The organism is Mesorhizobium sp. M0960 (genome assembly GCF_040319055.1).
Taxonomy (GTDB): domain Bacteria; phylum Pseudomonadota; class Alphaproteobacteria; order Rhizobiales; family Rhizobiaceae; genus Mesorhizobium.
This window is the reverse complement of record NZ_JAMYNN010000006.1, coordinates 170,518-189,471: the sequence shown is the minus strand read 5'-3', so window position 1 is coordinate 189,471 and position 18,954 is coordinate 170,518. Positions and strand designations below refer to the sequence as shown.

At 62.9% G+C, this 18,954-nt stretch carries 17 protein-coding genes and 1 tRNA gene; 5 read left to right on the top strand and 13 right to left on the bottom strand.

All coding sequences use genetic code 11. The annotated features are described in order from the left end of the window. Positions 1–22 precede the first annotated feature (22 nt). The 9 genes from NKH63_RS14575 to NKH63_RS14535 form a co-directional block, all read right to left on the bottom strand. Positions 23–964: a 2-hydroxyacid dehydrogenase gene (locus NKH63_RS14575; RefSeq protein ID WP_352493750.1), complete on the bottom strand. Its 942-nt coding sequence runs from the start codon at positions 962–964 to the stop codon at positions 23–25. A 95-nt stretch (positions 965–1,059) separates the two neighbouring features. Beyond that, positions 1,060–2,688 carry an ABC transporter ATP-binding protein gene (locus tag NKH63_RS14570; protein ID WP_352918006.1) on the bottom strand — a complete coding sequence of 543 codons (1,629 nt, stop codon included), beginning with the start codon at positions 2,686–2,688 and terminating at the stop codon, positions 1,060–1,062. After that, positions 2,685–2,939: a hypothetical protein gene (locus NKH63_RS14565; protein ID WP_352918004.1), complete on the bottom strand. Its 255-nt coding sequence runs from the start codon at positions 2,937–2,939 to the stop codon at positions 2,685–2,687. Before NKH63_RS14565 ends, NKH63_RS14570 begins: the two co-directional genes overlap by 4 nt. Further along, positions 2,939–3,172, bottom strand: a complete 234-nt coding sequence (locus NKH63_RS14560; RefSeq protein ID WP_352493748.1) for a hypothetical protein — start codon at positions 3,170–3,172, stop codon at positions 2,939–2,941. The genes NKH63_RS14565 and NKH63_RS14560 overlap by 1 nt, the downstream gene beginning before the upstream one ends. A 120-nt stretch (positions 3,173–3,292) precedes the next feature. After that, positions 3,293–4,432, bottom strand: a complete 1,140-nt coding sequence (locus tag NKH63_RS14555; RefSeq protein ID WP_352918003.1) for an ABC transporter permease — start codon at positions 4,430–4,432, stop codon at positions 3,293–3,295. After that, positions 4,432–5,526 (bottom strand): microcin C ABC transporter permease YejB, encoded by a 1,095-nt coding sequence (locus tag NKH63_RS14550; protein WP_023717841.1) that lies wholly within the window; start codon positions 5,524–5,526, stop codon positions 4,432–4,434. The genes NKH63_RS14555 and NKH63_RS14550 overlap by 1 nt, the downstream gene beginning before the upstream one ends. 279 nt (positions 5,527–5,805) lie before the next feature. Continuing rightward, positions 5,806–7,674, bottom strand: coding sequence for an extracellular solute-binding protein (locus NKH63_RS14545; RefSeq protein ID WP_352590819.1), 1,869 nt, complete (start codon positions 7,672–7,674; stop codon positions 5,806–5,808). Further along, positions 7,674–9,557, bottom strand: a complete 1,884-nt coding sequence (locus tag NKH63_RS14540) for an extracellular solute-binding protein (RefSeq protein WP_352716756.1) — start codon at positions 9,555–9,557, stop codon at positions 7,674–7,676. The genes NKH63_RS14545 and NKH63_RS14540 overlap by 1 nt, the downstream gene beginning before the upstream one ends. Before the next feature lie 173 nt (positions 9,558–9,730). Continuing rightward, entirely contained in the window at positions 9,731–10,384 is a 654-nt protein-coding gene (locus NKH63_RS14535; protein WP_352483264.1) for a c-type cytochrome, read from the bottom strand. A gap of 192 nt (positions 10,385–10,576) precedes the next feature. Between NKH63_RS14535 and NKH63_RS14530 the strand changes: the two genes are divergently transcribed. Then, positions 10,577–11,305 carry a 3-deoxy-manno-octulosonate cytidylyltransferase gene (locus NKH63_RS14530; RefSeq protein WP_023717846.1) on the top strand — a complete coding sequence of 243 codons (729 nt, stop codon included), beginning with the start codon at positions 10,577–10,579 and terminating at the stop codon, positions 11,303–11,305. A 33-nt stretch (positions 11,306–11,338) separates the two neighbouring features. Then, positions 11,339–12,202, top strand: a complete 864-nt coding sequence (locus NKH63_RS14525) for a prephenate dehydratase (protein ID WP_352483265.1) — start codon at positions 11,339–11,341, stop codon at positions 12,200–12,202. 7 nt (positions 12,203–12,209) lie between these two features. Here the strand turns inward: NKH63_RS14525 and NKH63_RS14520 are convergent, their stop codons facing one another. Continuing rightward, positions 12,210–12,566, bottom strand: coding sequence for a hypothetical protein (locus tag NKH63_RS14520; RefSeq protein WP_352590814.1), 357 nt, complete (start codon positions 12,564–12,566; stop codon positions 12,210–12,212). A 54-nt stretch (positions 12,567–12,620) separates the two neighbouring features. After that, on the bottom strand, positions 12,621–13,565 hold the full coding sequence (locus NKH63_RS14515) for a class I SAM-dependent methyltransferase (RefSeq protein ID WP_352483267.1): 945 nt from the start codon (positions 13,563–13,565) through the stop codon (positions 12,621–12,623). A gap of 108 nt (positions 13,566–13,673) precedes the next feature. Here NKH63_RS14515 and NKH63_RS14510 point away from each other — a divergent pair, with 108 nt between their 5' ends. Both NKH63_RS14510 and NKH63_RS14505 read left to right on the top strand, forming a co-directional pair. Beyond that, positions 13,674–14,684, top strand: a complete 1,011-nt coding sequence (locus NKH63_RS14510) for a ligase-associated DNA damage response exonuclease (RefSeq protein WP_352918002.1) — start codon at positions 13,674–13,676, stop codon at positions 14,682–14,684. Between the two features lie 226 nt (positions 14,685–14,910). After that, a complete protein-coding gene (locus NKH63_RS14505) occupies positions 14,911–16,512 on the top strand; it encodes a cisplatin damage response ATP-dependent DNA ligase (RefSeq protein WP_352918001.1) in 1,602 nt (533 codons plus the stop codon). 1 nt (position 16,513) lies between these two features. Here the strand turns inward: NKH63_RS14505 and NKH63_RS14500 are convergent, their stop codons facing one another. Beyond that, positions 16,514–17,677, bottom strand: coding sequence for a hypothetical protein (locus NKH63_RS14500; RefSeq protein ID WP_023717852.1), 1,164 nt, complete (start codon positions 17,675–17,677; stop codon positions 16,514–16,516). A gap of 383 nt (positions 17,678–18,060) precedes the next feature. Here NKH63_RS14500 and NKH63_RS14495 point away from each other — a divergent pair. Then, positions 18,061–18,136, top strand: a tRNA-Thr gene (locus NKH63_RS14495). Positions 18,137–18,171: 35 nt separating this feature from the next. On the opposite strand, the gene NKH63_RS14490 is transcribed toward NKH63_RS14495, so the two are convergent. After that, the gene (locus NKH63_RS14490) at positions 18,172–18,798 is read right to left on the bottom strand and encodes a LysE family translocator (protein ID WP_352483271.1); all 627 of its coding nucleotides are present in this window, start codon (positions 18,796–18,798) and stop codon (positions 18,172–18,174) included. Positions 18,799–18,954: the final 156 nt, after the last annotated feature.

The window sequence follows — 18,954 nt, the reverse complement described above, 5'->3', positions numbered from 1 at the left end:
GGGGAAGCGGCGCTCCAAAAAATCAATACCCCGCGTCGCGGTCCACCACATTTTCCAGCGCTTCGCCGCGCTCGAAGGCGTCCATCTGGCGCAGCATGATCGGCGCCAGATGGACCGGATCGGAAGTTGCCGCCGCATGCGGCGTCACGAACACTTTAGGATGGTTCCATAGTGGGCTGGTCTTCGGCAGCGGCTCGACCTCGAACACGTCGAGGCTGGCTTCCTTCAGCGTGCCGTCGTCCAGCGCGCGCAAAATGTCGGCGTCCTTCTGCAGCCTGCCGCGCCCGGCATTGATCAGCACCGAGCCGCCGAGACCGTTGCGCTTGCGTAGCTCCTTCAGCACGCCGTGGTTGACGATGCCGTGCGTCTGCGGCGTCAGCGGCAGAAGCACCACCAGGATGTCGGTAGCGTTGAGGAACGGGATCAGGCCGGCCTCGCCCGCATAAGTCGAGACACCTTGCATCGGCCGATCGCTGCGCGACCAGCCATTGACCGGAAAGCCGAGCGACAACAGCACCGACGCCGCCGCGCGGCCGAGCGTGCCGAGCCCCATAATGCCGACCGAGATGTCGCTGGCCGGCCGCTGCTGCGGTTCGTGCCAGATCTTCTTCTGCTGCTGGGCGCGGTAGAGCATGCCCTGGCGATGGTGGTCGAGCACCCGCCAGACGACGTATTCGGTCATGTACTGGGTCAGGTTGTCGGCCACCACCTTGACGACCGGTACGTCGGGCAAGGTGGGATCGGCGAAGATGTGGTCGACGCCGGCGCCGATCGAGAAGATGGCGCGCAGATTGGGCAGCGACGACAACAGGTTCGGCCGCTGTTTCCACACCACCGCATAGGTGATCGACGGATCGGCGGCGCCATTCGGCTCGAGCACCACTTCGCGCTCCGCCGACAGCAGTTCGCGCCAGCGCAGCGGATGAATACCGGTGAGGGCAAGCAGGATGCGGCCTTTTTCCATTGCGGATTGTTTTTCCTTTTTACCAACAGCGTTCGCGTCCCGACGTGCAAGGGCGCGGCAGCGTTTTGATTTTGTGCATGATCTCTGGCGAAAATCTACTCGCTAACGATGCCGACCGGCGCCGTTTCGATCTTGAAGGCGGCCGAGATCAACGCCTTTGTATAGTCGGTCCGCGGGTTGCCAAAAATCTGTTCGGAAGGTCCGGCTTCGACGATCCTGCCATTGCGCATGACGATGACTTCATTGGCGAGCGCGCGGATAACCCTCAGATCGTGGCTGATGAAGAGATAGGCGAGGTCGTGCTTGGCCTGCAGGCTGCGCAAGAGGTCGACGACCTGCGCCTGCACGCTCATGTCGAGCGCCGAGGTCGGCTCGTCCAGCATGACGAAGCGCGGGTTGAGCACCATGGCGCGCGCGATGGCGACGCGCTGGCGCTGGCCGCCGGAGAATTCGTGCGGATAGCGGTTGCGCGTCGCCGGATCGAGGCCGACTTCCTGCAGCACGTCGACGACACGCTCGTCGCGCTCATCGGGCGACAGTTTCGGCTCGTGGATCTTCAACCCTTCCTCGATGATCTCGGCGACCGACATGCGCGGGCTGAGCGAGCCGAACGGATCCTGGAAGACGATCTGCAGTTCGCGCCGCAGCGGCCGCATTTCGTTGAAGGATAGCTGATCGATGCCGCGTCCGTTGAACTGGATATTCCCGGTCGACGAGATCATCCTGGCCAGCGCCAGGCCGAGCGTCGTCTTGCCTGAGCCGGATTCGCCGACGACGCCAAGCGTCTGACCGGCCCGCACGGTGACGTCGATGCCGTCGACCGCCTTCACATTGTCGACGGTGCGCCGGAAGAAGCCCTTCTTGATCGGAAACCAGACCTTGACGTCGTTGCCGACCATCACTGGCTTGGCGGCCTGGTTGGCCGCCGGCGGCTTGCCCTTCGGCTCGGCGGCAAGCAGATGCCGGGTGTAGGCGTGCTGCGGATTGGCGAATATCTCCTTGGTCGGGCCGGTCTCGACGATCTTGCCCTTGGTCATCACGCAGACCCGGTCGGCGATCTTCCTGACGATGCCGAGATCGTGGGTGATGAACAGCATCGACATGTTCTTGCGGCTTTTCAGGCCGGCGAGCAATTCGAGGATCTGCGCCTGGACGGTGACGTCGAGCGCCGTCGTCGGCTCGTCGGCGATCAACAGTTCAGGCTCGTTGGCCAGCGCCATGGCGATCATGACGCGCTGGCGCTGGCCGCCGGAAAGCTGGTGCGGATAGGCGTCGAGCCGCTTCTCCGGTTCGCGGATGCCGACCTCGTGCAGAAGTTCCAGCGTGCGCGCCTTGGCGGTGCGATCCCCCAGGCCCTGGTGCAATTTCAGCACCTCGACGATCTGCTGCTCGATCGTGTGCAGCGGGTTGAGCGAAGTCATCGGCTCCTGGAAGATCATGGTGATCTTGTTGCCGCGCACACGGCGCAAGTCTCTCTCGTCCGTGGCCAGCAGGTCGGCGCCGAGGAACAGGATCTTTCCCGAGGGGTGGCTGGCGGTCGGATAGGGCAGCAGCTTCAGCACCGACAGCGCGGTGACCGACTTGCCGGAGCCGGATTCGCCGACCAGCGCCACCGTCTCGCCCTTGGCGAGGTCGAAGGAAATATGGTCGACGGCGATCGACTGGTTGCCGCCTTGCGTGAAGGCGACGCTGAGGTCTTGTATGGAAAGGAGAGGGGCGGTCATGGCTCAACTTCCGCGACAACCCTGTCCAAGGCGGAAATTTCCTGTCGCATGATCGAAATTTTGATTGCCATTTGAGGGGGGACGAGACGATTTGGTGCGATAGAATAGGTCTCTTTCAATCTCGTGTCCGCGGTCTGCTTTCTGCCGTCGTTCAGTGAAATGAGCTGAAGCAGTTTTTTTGCAAGCGCATCGTTGTTTTCAAAGGCATAGATGAAAATGTTGGTGTCGACATAAAGCCGGACTGCAGCCATCAATCCTCCCACTCATCGCGGAGGGCACGAACACGCGCGACAGCCTCGTCGAGGCTTGTTCCCGGCGCGTTGGCCTGAGCATTCCGCATGAGTTCAAGCAATTGTTCGCGGCCAAGAGGCCTGTTGGCCTCCTCTTCCACTGTCACTTTGACCGAGGCGCTCGGAGCTGTGCCCCTTCGCAGTTCATCCGGGAGCTTCGATGCCGGGTAGTGTTCAAGGATGACCTTATTCATAACCCTTTCCTTCCCCGACGTGCGGCTTGACGGACTGAACCGACGCCAACACCGTCATGGGTCCGGGTTCGCTCGATATCGGCCGGAATATAACATGCCGAATGCCAGCCCGCATCGCTCTCATCTGAACGTCTTGCGCGGATCGAAAGCGTCGCGGGTGGCCTCGCCGACGAAGACCAGCAGCGACAGCATCATCGAGATGACGACGAAGCCGGAAATGCCGAGCCATGGCGCGTTGAGATTGCGCTGTGCCTGCTTCAACAACTCGCCGAGCGAGGCGGAGCCGGGCGGCAGGCCGAAGCCGAGATAGTCGAGCGAGGTCAGCGTCGAAATCGAGCCGCTAAGCAGGAAGGGCAAGAAGGTCAGAGTCGCCACCATGGCATTGGGCAGCAGATGCCGGAACATGATGGTGATATTGGACACGCCGAGCGCGCGCGCCGCATTGACATATTCGAAATTGCGGGCGCGCAGGAATTCGGCCCTTACCACGCCGACCAGTGCCACCCAGGAAAACAGCAGCATCAATCCGAGCAGGATGAAGAAGCCGGGCGGCAGGATGGCGGCGACGATCAAGAGCAGATACAGCACCGGGATCGCCGACCAGATCTCGATGAAGCGCTGGAACAGAAGGTCGGTCCAGCCGCCGAAATAGCCCTGCAGAGCGCCGGCCGCCACGCCGATCAGCGCCGAGCCGGCAGTCAGAACCAGGCCGAACAGCACCGAGATCCTGAAGCCGTAGATGACGCGCGCCAGCACGTCGCGGGCCTGGTCATCGGTGCCCAGCCAGTTCCAGTTGCCGACGTTGCAGTTGGGGTCTGCCTCGCCTTTCGGATACTGGTTGCAGCGCGTCTTCTTGTCGTAGAGCCAGGATGGCTTGGTCGGTGCTGCTTCGGGAATAGCGTTGTTGACGGTCTGATAGGAGTAGCGCACCGGCGGCCAGATCATCCAGCCATTGGCGTTGATCTCGTCCTGGATGACCGGGTCGCGGTAGTCGGTGACCGCATAGAAGCCGCCGAACTTCTCCTCGGGATAGGCGACCAGGACCGGAAACAGGATCTCGCCCTTGTAGGAGGCGATGATCGGCTTGTCGTTGGCGATCAGTTCGGAAACCAGCGACAGCACGAACAGGAACAGGAAAATCCACAACGACCAGTAGCCGCGCCGGTTGGACTTGAAGTTCTGCAGGCGGCGCTGGTTGAGCGGCGACAGAAAGGGCCGCGCGATCCGAGGCGGCGCCGTTTCGGCTGTGGCCTGCGCCATCAGACGTCTCTCCGCTCGAAGTCGATGCGCGGATCGACCCAGGTATAGATCAGATCGGACAGCAGCCCGACGAACAGGCCAAGCAGCGAGAAGATGTAGAGATTGGCGAAGACCACCGGATAATCGCGCTGCACCACCGAGTTGAAGCCGAGCAGGCCGAGGCCGTCGAGCGAAAAGATGTTCTCGATCAGCAGCGAGCCGGTGAAGAAGGCCGAGATGAAGGCGCCGGGAAAACCGGCAATGACGATCAGCATGGCGTTGCGGAAGACGTGGCCGTAGAGCACCTGCCGCTCCGACAGGCCCTTGGCGCGGGCGGTGACCACATATTGTTTGCGGATTTCCTCGAGGAAGGAATTCTTGGTCAAAAGCGTCGTCGTGGCGAAGGCCGACAGCACCAGCGCCGTCAGCGGCAGGGTCATGTGCCAGAAATAGTCGACGATCCTGGCCGGCCACGACAGCTGGTCCCAATTGTCGGAGGTGAGGCCGCGCAGCGGAAACCAGTCCCAGAACGAGCCGCCGGCAAACAGCACCATCAGCAATATGCCGAACAGGAAGCCTGGAATGGCGTAACCGACGATGACGACGCCGCTGGTCCAGACGTCGAAGGTGGAGCCGTCCTTGACCGCCTTGCGGATGCCGAGCGGGATCGAAATCAGATAGGACAAAAGCGTGATCCACAGCCCGATCGAGATCGACACCGGCATCTTTTCCAGGATCAAGTCGAGCACCGAAATGTCGCGGAAGTAGCTGTCGCCGAAATCGAAGCGGAGATAGTTCCACAGCATCATGCCAAAGCGCTCGAGCGGCGGCTTGTCGAAGCCGAACTGCTTCTCCAGCTTCTTGATGAATTCCGGATCGAGCCCTTGCGCGCCGCGGTATTTCGAGCCGACGTCGCCGGCCACATCGAAATTGGCGCCGCCGGCATCACCGCCGCCGCCACCGAGGCGATCGCTGCCGCCCTGGTTGGTCAGCCTGGCGATGACCTGTTCGACCGGCCCGCCCGGCGCGAACTGGATGACCGCAAAGGACACCGCCATGATGCCGAACAGGGTCGGGATCATCAGCAGCATGCGGCGCAGTATATAGGCGCCCATCAGTTTTTACCCTCCTTAGGGAGGACCACTGTGGCTGGGGGTGCCCCCGAGGCAATCGCTTCAGGCCAATTGTCGACGCCGGCGCCGCCTCTCATTGTCCTGCCGGACATTTCTCCCCGTATAGTGACGGGGAGAAAGGGGCTGGCCGTAGTCTCGGCGCTTTTGTTGCCATGTTTGTGGTTGGCGAAATCCTCGATGAAAGCCCCCCTCTCCCCGTCGCTATACGGGGAGAGGATGCCGGCAGGCAGGTGAGGGGCGGCGCCAACGCCCGCAAGAAATTCAGCCTTTGCCAATCTTTGCCGCCTTGTCCCTGTCAAACCACCACAGCGCTTCCATCGCGAAGCCGTAGTCGGGTTTCGTTTCGTCGAAACCGAACATGTCCCAGAAGGCCACGCGGTGATTCGCCGAATACCAACTAGGAATCCAGTCCATGCGCGCGCGCAAGACCCGATCCAGCGAACGCAGCACTGTCGTCAGTTCCTGACGGTTTTTGACGCGGTCTATCGCCTCGACAAGCATGTCGATCGCCGGGTCTGCCGTGCCGGACAGATTGCGCGATCCCTGCAGGTTGGCCGAGCGTGAATGGAAGATGCCGTCCATTCCCTCCCGTGTTGGCGTCGGCGAGAACAGCACCGCCATCGCTATCATGTCGAAATCGAAGCTCGCCTGCCTGGCTTGGTGCTGTGCCGACTCGACCAGGCGGATTGAGGCGTCGAAGCCGATGGCCTTCAAATTCTCCGCCCACGGCCCATAGATGCGCACCAAACCTTCGTCGTCAGCAAGGATTTCTAACCTGAAAGTTTCGCCGGCGGCATTCTGGAAAAATTGACCGGACCGTTTCCATCCCGCGTCAGCCATCAGCTTTTGCGATGCGCGCAGCAATTTCCGGTCACGGCCGCTGCCGTCGGATGGGGGCAGAGCATAGACTTCGCCGAAGACTTCAGGCGCAAGCTTGTCGCGAAGCGGCTCCAGCAGCGTCAGTTCGTCAGGAGACGGTACGCCGGTGGCTTTGAATTCCGATCGTTCGAAATTGGATTGCGAACGATCATAGAGGCCGTAGAACAGCGATTTGTTGGTCCATTCGAAATCGAAGCACAACGCAATTGCGCGGCGCACGCGCATATCCCGAAACCGTTCGCGCCGTTGGTTCATGGCTGTCGCGTACATTAACGGGCGCTTTTCGGAAGGAAACTCGCGTTTAACCACCTTGCCTGCGGTGAGCGCCGGAAAATCGTAGCCGGTAGCCCATACGCGCGACGTTGCCTCTTCGCGGAAATGGACTTCGCCCTTCTTGAAAGCCTCGAAAGCCGCCTGACGGTCGCCATAGAACTCTATGCGCAGCTTGTCGAAATGGAACTGTCCTTTATTGACCGGCAGGCCGCGGCCCCAATAGTCCACGACGCGCTCGAACTCGATTGTCTGTCCCGGACGCACCAACCCGACCTTGTAAGGGCCGGATCCGAGCGGCGCCTTCATGCGGGAGCTGTCAAACGGGGCGATCGCGAAATATGCCTTGGAGAGGATCGGGAACGTTGCGACATCCAGGATGGTACGTTCCGATTGCTTGCCCGAAAAGGTCAATCTCAGCGTTCCAGTATCGGCGGCGACGGCTTGGGTCATCTCACGGAGCGGCAGCGAGAGATCGGGATGGCCCTGATTCTTGAAAAGGGTGAACGTATATGCGGCATCCTCTGCGGTCAGCGGCGAGCCGTCATGCCAGCGCGCCTGCGGGCGCAGGGCGAACTCGAACATGTTGCGGTCCGCCGAGATCGTCACGCTTTCAGCCAGCAGTCCATAGATGGAATCCGGCTCGTCCTGTGCGCCGGTCATGAGCGAATCGAAACACATTTCCATGCGCGGCGGGGCGTCACCCTTGGGCACGAAGCTGTTCAGCGTGTTGAAGGTGTAGGGATTCTGGTTGAACACCCATTGCGAGGGGCCGAAATTAAAGGTGCCGCCCTTGGGCGCGTCGACATTCACATAGTCGAAATGCTTGAAATCCGGCGCGTATTTGAGATCGCCGAAGGCCGACAGGCCGTGCAGTTTCACGCCGGTCGGGGTCGTGGCGAAAGCCCGGCCGGGCAGCCATGCAGCTGCCGCGGCGGCACCGCCCAGGGCGAGGAAGTCGCGACGGGGCAGCACCGTCATCAATTGCCACTCTTGTATTTGGCCGCCAGCGCCTTTTCCTTGACCGGATCGATCCACCAGGAATTCTGGTCGACGCCGCTATAGGCGGGCTGCTTTTCCGGCATACCGAACTTGTTCCAATAGGCGAGCCAGACCACGGCGCGGTAATATTGCGGCACGACGTAGAAGTTCCACAACAGCACCCGGTCGAGCGCATGGGTGGCGGCAACGAGATCGTCGCGGTCGGTGGCATAGATGATCCGGTCGACCAGCGCATCGACGACCGGATTCTTGATGCCGGCGTAATTGCGCGATCCCGGCGAATCGGCGGCCTTGGAGCTCCAGAAATCGCGCTGTTCATTACCGGGAGAGTCCGACTGGCCGAGTATCGAAGTGACCACGTCAAAGTCGAAATGGGTGACGCGGTTGATATACTGGGTCTGATCGATCAGGCGCAGCGTCGCGTCGACGCCGATTTTGCGCAGATTGGCGATGTACGGGCTGGCGATGACCTGGTCGGTGTCGTTCCAGCCGAGGATTTCGAATTTGAACGGTTCGCCGGTCTTGGCGTTGACCATCTTGCCGCCCTTGATCACCCAGCCTGCCTTGGCGAACAGATCGACCGCGGTCTTCAGGTATTTGCGCTCCGCCTGCGGGCTGTCGTAGACCGGCAGCTTGAATTCCTGGGTGAAGACCTCGGGCGGCAGCTTGTCACGGTACTGCTCCAGGATTTCGAGTTCCTTGCCTTGCGGCAGGCCGCTCGACGCCAGTTCCGTGCCCTGGAAATAGCTGCTGGTGCGGGTATTGGAACCGAAGAACAGGGTCCGGTTCATCGTCTCGAAGTCGAACGGGTACATCAAGGCGGCGCGCACCAGGCGATCTTGGAACAGCGGGCGCCTGGTGTTGAGCATGAAGGCCTGCATCGGTTCGGGCGACGCGGTCTTGAATTCCTTCTTGATGACGTCGCCGGCCTGGACTGCCGGGAAATTATAGGCCGTGTTCCAGCGCCTCGAACTGTTCTCCGGCTTGATGTCGTCCAAGCCGCCCTTGGTGAAGGCCTGCCAGGCGGCATTGTCGTCGAGAAAATAGGTGAAACGCTGGCTGTCGGAATTCTCGCGGCCGATCTTCACCGGCAGCTTGGCCGCCCAGTAGTCGGGCACGCGCTGCCAGACGATTTCCGAGCCCGGCTTGAAGCTGGCGATCTTGTAGGCGGCCGAGCCGAGTGGCGGCTCCAACGTCGATTTGGTGACGTCGCGCTTCTTGCCATTGGCGTCGGTACCTTCCCACCAGTGCTTGGGCAATACGACGAGATCGCCGAGAATCTTGGGCAGTTCGCGGTTGCCCTTCTGGTTGAAATGGAACTCGACCTCGCGGTCGGAGATGGCGACCGCGTCGGTGACGTTTTCGAAATAGCGGCTATATTGCGGGCTGTTGGCCTTCAGCACCTGGAACGACCAGATCACGTCGTCGGTGGTGATCGGCTGGCCGTCATGCCATTTCGCCCGCGGGTCGAGCCGGTAGGTCGCTGAGGAATAGTCGGCCGGATATTTGTAGGCGTCGGCGATCAGCGGATGGCTGGTGCTGCCCTCGTCGGTCGCCTGCTCCATCAGCGTGTCGTAGAGCAGGCCGCCGCCGAACTGCGCGAAGCCGGCAGCCGGCGACCCCTGCACGATGTAGGGATTGAAGCTGTCGAACGTACCAAGCACCACGGAATTCAGCGTGCCGCCCTTGGGTGCATCCGGATTGATGTAATCGTAGTGCTGGAAGTTGTCGCCATATTTGGATTCGCCGATCAGCGACGAGGTCGTGCGCCATTCGTCCGCGAGGGCCGCCTGCAGGCCGCCGGCAAAAGCAGCCAGCATAAGCACCGATTTCAGAAGCGTCCGCGCTCGGCCAACCGTCATGCGTTCTCCTCTTCGCGATATAGCGCCGTCACCATAGCGTCTGGGCCCAATCTAGATCATTTGGCGGCGCTGAAAACCGCAACGGAGCGGCTTTGTCGTCGCATATGCATTTTTCCTAACGAAAAAGCCGGGCTGAACCCGGCTTTTTCAAGGATTATGTCATTACAGTTTTGTTATTTTGCGGGTGCAGCCGGAGCGGCTGGCGCCGCGCCTTCTGCCGGCTTGGCAGGGGCTGCACCTTCGGCCGGCTTGGCGGGCGCGTTCTCGGCCGAGGCGCCGGGCGCCGGCAGCGGCTTCGGATTGTCCGACAGCGTGCGCAGATAGGCGATGACGTTGGCGCGGTCCTCATCCTTCGGCAGGCCGGCAAAACCCATCGCCGTGCCCTTCACGAACTTCTTCGGCGAGGTGATGAAGTGGTTGAGGTTGTCGTAGGTCCACTTCTCGCTGCCGCCCTTAGAGAACTCCTTCATGCCGGCAGAATAGGCAAAGCCCTCATGCTCGGCGACCGGACGGTCGATGATGTCCCACAGATCGGGGCCCACCTTGTTGGGGCCGCCCTTTTCGCCGGAATGACAGGCCTGGCATTTCTTGAAGACGGCGGCGCCCGCTTCGGCGTTGGCGGTGGTCAGCAGCTCGGCGATCGGCTTGGCCTCCGCGGCGGGAGCGGCCGGGCCGCCTTCGGCAGGCTCGGTCGCCTCGATGGCAAAGCCGGGCTTTTCCGGCGCCGGCGAGGCAAACAGCGCGTCGGACACGATGCCAACGGAAAAGACAATGAACACCGTGCCGAGGAAAGCGGCGAGCAGCTTGTTGACTTCGTTGGAATCCATACGCCCCAGGCTCCCTTTTCCGGCGGACCGATCCGTCCACTCCGTCCGTCGGTATCGTGAACCACCCTGCGAGGCGGTCAAATCGCGCGGAAACTAGGTCTTTTGCTCCTGCGTTGCAACACCTATAAGGGCGCTGCCAGTGAGACCTTTTGCCACTTTTGTCCTCCTCTTTTTCGAGCCCCTGCCCGCCTCATGTCCACCCTCATCCTGATCCCGGCCCGCATGGCCTCGACCCGCCTGCCGGGCAAGCCGCTGGCCAACATCGCCGGCACTCCGATGATCGTCCACGTCGCCCGCCGTGCTGCCGAGGCCGGCCTCGGCCGGGTCGTCGTCGCCACCGATACGCAAAGCGTTGCGGAGGCGGTGCGCGCGCATGATTTCGAGGCGGTGATGACGCGGGCGGACCACGAAACCGGCTCCGACCGCATCTTCGAAGCGCTGACCATTCTCGACCCTGGCAACAGCGTCGAGACCATCGTCAATGTGCAGGGCGATCTGCCGACCATCGAGCCCCTTGTTATCGGCGCCGCGCTTAAGCCTTTCGAGAACGCAGCGGTCGACATCGCCACGCTCTGCGTCGAGATCGTCCGCGACGAGGAAAAGACCAATCCGAACGTCGTCAAGCTGGTCGGCTCGCCACTCTCGGCGACGCGGCTCAGGGCGCTCTATTTCACCCGCGCCACCGCCCCCTGGGGCGAAGGCCCGCTCTACCATCATATCGGCCTCTATGCCTATCGCCGCGCCGCACTCGAACGCTTCGTTGCGCTGAGGCCGTCGCCGCTGGAGCGCCGCGAGCGGCTGGAGCAGTTGCGGGCGCTCGAGGCCGGCATGCGCATTGATGCGGAGATCGTGCAGTCGGTGCCGCTTGGCGTCGATACGCCGGACGATCTCGAACGCGCCAGGGCGCTCCTTTCCAACTAAGAAATTCTTCCCCCAATTCCCGAGACTCTGCGCATGCCTGAAAAGACCAACAAAATATCCTTCCAGGGCGAGCCGGGCGCCAATTCCGACACCGCCTGCCGCAACATGTTCCCGTCGATGGAGCCGTTGCCGTGCCCGACCTTTGAGGACGCCTTCAACGCCGTCGAGACCGGCAAGGCCGATCTGGCGATGATCCCGATCGAGAACACCATTGCCGGCCGCGTCGCCGACATCCATCACCTCTTGCCGGAATCGAAGCTGCACATCATCGGCGAATATTTCCTGCCGATCCACTTCCAGCTGATGGTGCTGCCCGGCGTCAGGCGCGACGAGATCCGGACCGTGCACAGCCACATCCACGCGCTCGGCCAATGCCGCAAATACATCCGCAAGAACGGCTGGAAGGCGACGGTTGCCGGCGACACGGCGGGCGCCGCCAAGATGGTCGCCGCGATGAAGGACCGCACCATGGCCGCGCTGGCGCCGGCGCTGGCCTCGACGCTCTACGGGCTCGACATCATCGAGGAGAATGTCGAGGACACCGACAGCAACGTCACCCGTTTCGTCGTGCTGACCAAGAACAAGCAATGGGCCGAACGCCCCTCGGCCGACGCCAAGATGATGACGACCTTCATCTTCCGCGTCCGCAACGTGCCTGCCGCGCTCTACAAGGCGATGGGCGGCTTCGCCACCAACGGCATCAACATGACCAAGCTGGAAAGCTACCAGCTCGGCGCGTTTACGGCGACGCTGTTCTACGCCGACATAGAGGGCCATCCCGACGACCCGCTGGTGAAGCTGGCGCTCGACGAGCTCGCCTTCTTCTCGCGCGAAATGCGCATTCTCGGCGTCTACCCCGCCAGTGCCTCGCGCGAGCAATGGAAGGTGGCGGATTAGGGTCCGGTCAGGTCAGGCTGAGCTTGTTCTGCCTGGCCGGCTTGCCGCATTCGCGGCGGCTGATCGACCGGTTCATGGCGTCGATCTTGCCGCTTGCCTGGTCGGCGTCACGTTTGGCTTTTGAGCGCATGTCCGGCGTGAACGGGCCGAAGCCCGTCGCCGGGTTGGAGAAGGACGGCTTGGCGTCCACCGGCAAATGATATTGCTGCGCCAGGCCGTTTCGTTGCGCCAGCAATTGGTCGCAAGGCACCTTGTCATATAGCAGCGAGGACTGGACGTTTTCGTCCTGCCGTTCGGACATCGAATTGCCGACGCAGCCGGCCATCGCCAGGCAAGATGCCAAGACCATCATGTTCCAGCGCATGAACGTGCTCCTTGTCTTTCGCAGCTGCCACTCTCCTGTGCAGCGGCAGGAGTCTTAGCCAGATTTTACGCTGCCGGAAAGCAAGCTTGCCAGTACGGCAAGCCCTTCGACCGGTTCGCGGCGATCCTGCCGGATAATCGTTGCCTGCAGCGACAGGACCGAAAAGCCGTTGGCGTCCAGAACCCGCTCTACATAGCTTTGCGAATGCGCATAGCGGCGCGACGGCTGCAAGGCGAAATCGCCGCTGCCAGATAGGTCGCCGCCGGAGAGCGTCTCGACGGAGAACGCAAACAGACCGCCGCCGGCAAGCATTCCGGCAATCTTGGTCACCACCTTGTCGAGTGCGCCGAGATAGATGAACACATCTGCCGCCGTCACCAGATCGGCTTTCGGGCCTGAATAGCAAAAATCCTGCAGGTCCGTCTTGACGAGCAGATCGTAGACGCCTTTGGCGCGCGCCTGCCTCAGCATGCCGGCCGAGATGTCGTAACCCTCCAGCCGATCGGCGATCGGCCGCAGTCTCTGGCCCATGAGGCCGGTGCCGCAGCCGAGATCGAGCACCAGCGAAAACCGGCCCGGCCGTGCTGCCCGGATGGCTCGGTCGAGACATTCGGGCAGACGATAGCCTAGCCTGTCGACCAGCTCACCCTCGAAGCTTCCGGCATAGTGGTCGTACAGCGTCTCGACAAAGGCGCTGGGCGGCGCCTGGGCGGCCGCTGCCTTGCCGATCAATTGCAGCTTGAGCACCGCGCCGAGCCTGTCCGCCGGGTCCAGCCGCAGTGCCGTCGTCCAGGCCTGCGCGGCGAGATCGGGCGCGCCCGCCGCCTCCTGCATCTCACCGAGGCGGAACCAGCCGGCCGGCCATTGCGGCGCCAGTTCGAGCGCGCCGAGCAGCAATTCCGACGCTGCCGCATGATCGCCGGACGCATGGAGCATTTCGGCATAGTCGGCGCGGCGGTCGGCGGTCGGATCGCCGGACGAAGTCTGGAGCGGTTTCATGGCGATCAGGTTCCGCCGGTGTTTTGCGGCCGGCCTGCGCTCTATGCTGGAGTCAGCAGTGACTTACAACAGGCTTCCCGCGCCGGAATTAGCGCCTATCTTGGGGCCATGCGCGCCAGCGACCTGCTTCATCCCCGGCCGGAAGGGCTGTATTGCCCGCCCGGCGATTTCTTCATCGACCCGGTGCGGCCGGTCAACCGGGCGCTGATCACACATGGCCATTCCGACCATGCCCGCTCCGGCCACCGCTCGGTGATGGCGACGCAGCAGACGCTCGACATCATGGGGCTGCGCTACGGCGAAGATTTTGCCGGAACGACGCAAGCCGCCGTGCTCGGCGAGACGATCACGCTCGACGGCGCCACCGTCAGCTTTCACCCGGCTGGCCATGTGCTGGGCTCGGCGCAGATCAAGGTCGCGCATCAGGGCACATGCATCGTCGCGTCCGGCGACTATAAGCGCCAGAAGGACGCGACCTGCGAGCCGTTCGAGCCACTCAAATGCGACGTCTTCATCACCGAGGCGACGTTCGGCCTGCCGGTGTTCCGCCATCCGCCCGATAGCGAAGAGATCGCCCGGTTGCTGAAATCGACCGAGCAGTTTCCCGAACGCACGCATCTGGTCGGCGCCTATGCGCTTGGCAAGGCGCAGCGCGTCATGCGCCTGCTGCGCGATGCCGGCTACGAAAAGCCGATCTACATCCATGGCGCGCTGGCCAAGCTCAGCGAGTATTTCCAGAGCCAGGACATCTATCTCGGCACACTGGAACCGGCGACCGTCGAGAGCGGCGCGAAAAGCGACTTTGCTGGCGCCATCGTCGTCGGCCCGCCATCCGCGTTCGCCGATCGCTGGGCGCGGCGTTTTCCCGATCCGATGTCGTGCTTCGCCTCAGGCTGGATGCGTATCCGCCAGCGCGCCAAACAGGGCGGCGTCGAGCTGCCGCTGATCATCTCCGATCACTCCGACTGGGACGAGCTGACAGCGACGATCAAGGAGACCGGCGCCGAGGAAATCTGGGTGACGCATGGCCGCGAGGAGGCGCTGGTGCGCTGGTGCGAACTCGAAGGCATCGCCGCCAGGCCGCTGCATCTGGTTGGCTATGAGGACGAGGGCGATTGATGGTGGAAATCGCCGGTATGGCGTTCTGTCGCGCCCCCCTCTGGCCTGCCGGCCATCTCCCCCACGAGGGGGGAGATCGGCAGCTTTGGCGCCGCGCTCGTTTCCTCAACGCTGGAGATTGGCGAAACCAGTGGCGACATCCAATCTCCCCTCTGGTGGGGGAGATGTCCGGCAGGACAGAGGGGGGCGCGAAGGATCGCAAGCTTCCCCCGTTGGCGCGCCTCCCATGAACCGCTTCGCCGAGCTTCTCGACCGGCTGGTGCTGACGCCGTCGCGCAACGGCAAGCTGACGCTTTTGACCGATTATTTCCGCAGCGTCGAGGATCCGGATCGCGGGCTGGCGCTGGCGGCCATCACCGGCGATCTGTCCATCGCCGCGGTCAAGCCGGCGATGCTGCGCACATTGGTGATCGAGCGCATGGACCCGGTGCTGTTCGGCTATTCCTACGACTATGTCGGCGACCTGGCCGAGACCGTGTCGTTGGTCTGGCCGCAAGCGCCGGTCGATATTGCGAACCACGAGCCGACCCTGGCCGAGGTGGTGGCGAAGCTGCAGGCGGCGAGCCGTTCCGACGGGCCGCAGGTGCTGGCCCGGCTGCTCGACAGCGCCAGCACTTCGGCGCGCTTTGCCATCATAAAGCTGGTCACCGGTGGCCTGCGCATCGGCGTCTCGGCGCGGCTGGCCAAGCAGGCGCTCGCTGATTTCGGCAGGGTCGAAATCGCCGAAATCGAGGAACTCTGGCACGGCCTGACGCCGCCCTATATCGCGCTGTTCGCCTGGCTGGAGGGTAAAGCGGAAAAACCCAGGAAGACGGCGCTGGCGCTGTTCAGGCCGGTGATGCTGTCGAATGCCGTCGGTGACGGCGACCTCGAAAAGCTCGACCCGGCCGACTACGCGGCCGAATGGAAATGGGACGGCATCCGCGTCCAGGCGGTTTGCGAAGGCGGCATTCGCCGGCTCTATTCGCGCACCGGTGACGATGTCTCCGGCGCCTTTCCCGATCTTGCTGAGGCGATGGATTTTTCCGGCGCCCTCGACGGCGAGCTTTTGGTCGGAGACCCCAGGCAGGCGACGGGCACGTTCTCGGACCTGCAGCAGCGGCTGAACCGCAAGAGCGTGTCACCCAAGATCCAGCAGCAATACCCGGCCTTCATGCGCTGCTACGATGCGCTGCAGATCGGCGACGAGGATGTGCGCGGACTTCCCTTCCGCGAACGGCGCGGCCGGCTCGAGGCCTTTGTGAGGACACTCGATCCGAGCCGCTTCGATCTATCGCCGCTGGTCGAATTCACCAACTGGCAGGCGCTGGAGGAATTGCGCCGCAAGCCGCTGCATCCGGTCATCGAAGGCGTCATGCTGAAGCGCTGGGATTCGCCTTATGTGGCCGGGCGGCCGAAGGGCCCCTGGTTCAAATGGAAGCGCGATCCGCACACGGTCGACGCCGTACTGATGTATGCCAAGCGCGGCCACGGCAAGCGCTCGAGCTTCTATTCCGATTATACATTCGGCGTCTGGTCCGGGCCGGAAGGATCGGAAGAGCTGGTGCCGGTGGGAAAAGCCTATTTCGGCTTCACCGACGAAGAGCTGAGGCAGATCGACAAATATGTCCGCGACAACACGATCGAGCGCTTTGGCCCGGTGCGCTCAGTGCGTGCCGACCGCAGACAAGGCCTCGTACTGGAGGTGGCATTCGAAGGGCTCAACCGCTCGACGCGGCACAAATCGGGCGTCGCCATGCGCTTCCCCCGCATTTCACGATTGCGCTGGGACAAGCCGGCGGCCGAAGCCGACCGCATCGAGACGCTGCAGGCGCTGCTCGACAGTTAACTTAAGGAAGGACTGAAACGCGGATCTCGTAGATGTCGACCGACTTGCCCTGCTTGTCGAAGTCGGAATTGATGGCGATGGTGCCGGCAGCGCCCGGACGCTTGTCGGGAAGGCGCACGTCGAACAGATATTCATTGCGCTCGCGACCGACCGCATAGCGCTTGCGGCCACAGTCGCCGAGTTCGCCGAAATTGCAGTCGACGGAAATCTGCGTCTCCTGCCCCTCCTCGGAGCGTGCGATGATGTCGAATGTGGCATGCTTGCCGGCGATCCTCTCCAGCACGCCTTGCCCGACGTCGAAGCTGATGGCCGAGCCGGATGCGCCCGAGCGGATGCGCAGGAAGGAACCGCTTTCGTCCTGGACAACGTCGGCCTTGGCGTCCGACGGCGCATTGACCTGCGTCGGGTCGCCCGGCGAAAACACGTTGATCCAGTCGCGCGCCTGGTCCTCCTCGCCCTGCTTTGGCGGCGAAGCGGTGTCATCCGGCGTGAAATCGTCGCCGTCGACCGTTGGCGGCACTTCCGGCGGCGCCGTGTCGAGTTCGGTTGCCGATTTGAAGACGCCGGTCTGGTTGGCGAAATAAAGGCCGATGCCGGCGGCTGCGAGCAGCGTCACACCGAGGAAGATCGCGGTCAAAGGCAGGCGCCGCCGCCTCGCCCGCCGGTCGTCGCGGTCGGGCGTCACTTCCGCATCGTCGGTTTCGACGTCGGCTTCGGTCGGAGCCGAGGCCCCCATGTCGATCACCGGCACTTCGGCAACAGGTGCATCGGGCATGATGTCGGGGACGACCGGCAGGACGCGCGACCGAGGCGCATCGGATTCGGGCGGCTGCGCCGGACCGTCAACGACGACATCGGGCGACGGCACGGGCTCGGCTTCGGTTTCGGTTTCAGCTGGAGGCTCCACCGCCGGTGCTGTCTCCAAACTGTCGGTCGGCGCGGCGACGTCGGGAACCGCCGGCAGGAATTCCGATTCGATTTCGGTGATCTTGGCCTGGACCGCCTTGCGGCGCTTGATGGCGACCTCCACGGTGACGTTTGGATTGGCCTGCAGGGCACGGTCGAGTGCCGCGAAAGCCGATCGATAGACCCGCTCGCGAAACGCCCGGTCGTCGGCATTGCCTTTCTCGAAGGCATTGCGGATCGCTTTTTCGATCGCGTCCAAGCAAATTCCCTCTGCAATTTCACTCACATTGTCATGATCGTTAGCCGCAGGCGACCAATCAATCAACAAGCGAGCGGCCGCATTCTGCCTTGCCGAGGGGTGCAAAGCTCATTTCGGCGGTTTTCGGTAAAGGAATCAACATTTTTCGCTGCTTTTCCGGTCACGGCGGCAACGTGGCGGTCGGGGCGGCCGTGCGAAACGGCGTCGCACGGCCTATGGCGGATCGGCGCGGCTGCTGCCCTTGCGCCCGGCCCGGGACCGATACGATTTGCCAAGCCTCGTCCTTGAATTCGCGGCTGCCATCTTGAATTCAACGCTACCATCTTGAATTAAACGCTGGTTGCGTCTATCACCCAGCCCATCCTGGAAGCTCGGCTTCCCGGGCCGCTTTAGCTCAGTTGGTAGAGCACATCATTCGTAATGATGGGGTCGCGTGTTCGAGTCACGCAAGCGGCACCAAACGACCTATCCCGCGCGCCTCCTTCAACCAGCGCTCAGCCGAGTGGAAAGGCCGACGCCGCCGAGACGAGCGCGAGCATTGCCAGCACGACCCCCGCCGCCCGGCAGATGACCCGATGATGCCGCATCGCGGCAGCGCGCACGACCGGACGCGAAAGGGCGACGGCCAGAAATCCGTACCAGCCAATGTCGATGATGGCGACGATGGCCGCGACCATCAGCATCTCGTTCGAATTCCGGATCGGCAGCATCAGCCCCATGAAGGCGACGGCAAAGAAAGTGGCGGTTTCAGGCGAGAGAATGCTGATGAGAAACCCGCCGGCAAACAATCCGGCCTGTCGTCTCTGAGGCTCGTCGCCGACGGCCGGCGGCGCCGTTCTGGCGATGCGCAGGGCCATCCAGCCAAGGACCGCCGCACCAGCGATCTTGACCGCCGGCACCGACAGCGACCCGGAAAGATGAACGGCGCCCAATGCCACCAGGACCGCCAGCACGGCGGTTCCGGCGCCGATCCCGGCCACGAGCGGAACCGTCCTGCCAAAGCCGTGTAGGGAGGCAAGGCTGCCGGTCGCGAGCCCGATCGGGCCTGGCGTGATCATGATCACCGTATATGCCGCCAGGAATTGCAGCATGGCCGTCGACGGCAGAAGCGAATTTGACATTGCAGCCTCCCGTTTGTGGCGTCGATCACAGAGCGGCGAGGAATTCCGTCGCGCCCCAGCCGCCGGACGCCGGCGGCGGTTCCCCGCACCGCCGCCGTTGCCCGCCTTCTCCCCCGGATCGTGAAGGCGTCGTGGTGTTGGGAGGTCCATCCACGC

Coding starts and splice junctions, on each gene's coding strand:
- NKH63_RS14545 (WP_352590819.1), bottom strand. CDS start 7,674: ATGACGGTGCTGCCCCGTCGCGACTTCCTCGCCCTGGGCGGTGCCGCC.
- NKH63_RS14515 (WP_352483267.1), bottom strand. CDS start 13,565: ATGAAACCGCTCCAGACTTCGTCCGGCGATCCGACCGCCGACCGCCGC.
- NKH63_RS14575 (WP_352493750.1), bottom strand. CDS start 964: ATGGAAAAAGGCCGCATCCTGCTTGCCCTCACCGGTATTCATCCGCTG.
- NKH63_RS14525 (WP_352483265.1), top strand. CDS start 11,339: ATGCCTGAAAAGACCAACAAAATATCCTTCCAGGGCGAGCCGGGCGCC.
- NKH63_RS14535 (WP_352483264.1), bottom strand. CDS start 10,384: ATGGATTCCAACGAAGTCAACAAGCTGCTCGCCGCTTTCCTCGGCACG.
- NKH63_RS14555 (WP_352918003.1), bottom strand. CDS start 4,432: ATGGCGCAGGCCACAGCCGAAACGGCGCCGCCTCGGATCGCGCGGCCC.
- NKH63_RS14510 (WP_352918002.1), top strand. CDS start 13,674: ATGCGCGCCAGCGACCTGCTTCATCCCCGGCCGGAAGGGCTGTATTGC.
- NKH63_RS14530 (WP_023717846.1), top strand. CDS start 10,577: ATGTCCACCCTCATCCTGATCCCGGCCCGCATGGCCTCGACCCGCCTG.
- NKH63_RS14565 (WP_352918004.1), bottom strand. CDS start 2,939: ATGGCTGCAGTCCGGCTTTATGTCGACACCAACATTTTCATCTATGCC.
- NKH63_RS14490 (WP_352483271.1), bottom strand. CDS start 18,798: ATGTCAAATTCGCTTCTGCCGTCGACGGCCATGCTGCAATTCCTGGCG.
- NKH63_RS14560 (WP_352493748.1), bottom strand. CDS start 3,172: ATGAATAAGGTCATCCTTGAACACTACCCGGCATCGAAGCTCCCGGAT.
- NKH63_RS14550 (WP_023717841.1), bottom strand. CDS start 5,526: ATGGGCGCCTATATACTGCGCCGCATGCTGCTGATGATCCCGACCCTG.
- NKH63_RS14540 (WP_352716756.1), bottom strand. CDS start 9,557: ATGACGGTTGGCCGAGCGCGGACGCTTCTGAAATCGGTGCTTATGCTG.
- NKH63_RS14570 (WP_352918006.1), bottom strand. CDS start 2,688: ATGACCGCCCCTCTCCTTTCCATACAAGACCTCAGCGTCGCCTTCACG.
- NKH63_RS14505 (WP_352918001.1), top strand. CDS start 14,911: ATGAACCGCTTCGCCGAGCTTCTCGACCGGCTGGTGCTGACGCCGTCG.
- NKH63_RS14520 (WP_352590814.1), bottom strand. CDS start 12,566: ATGCGCTGGAACATGATGGTCTTGGCATCTTGCCTGGCGATGGCCGGC.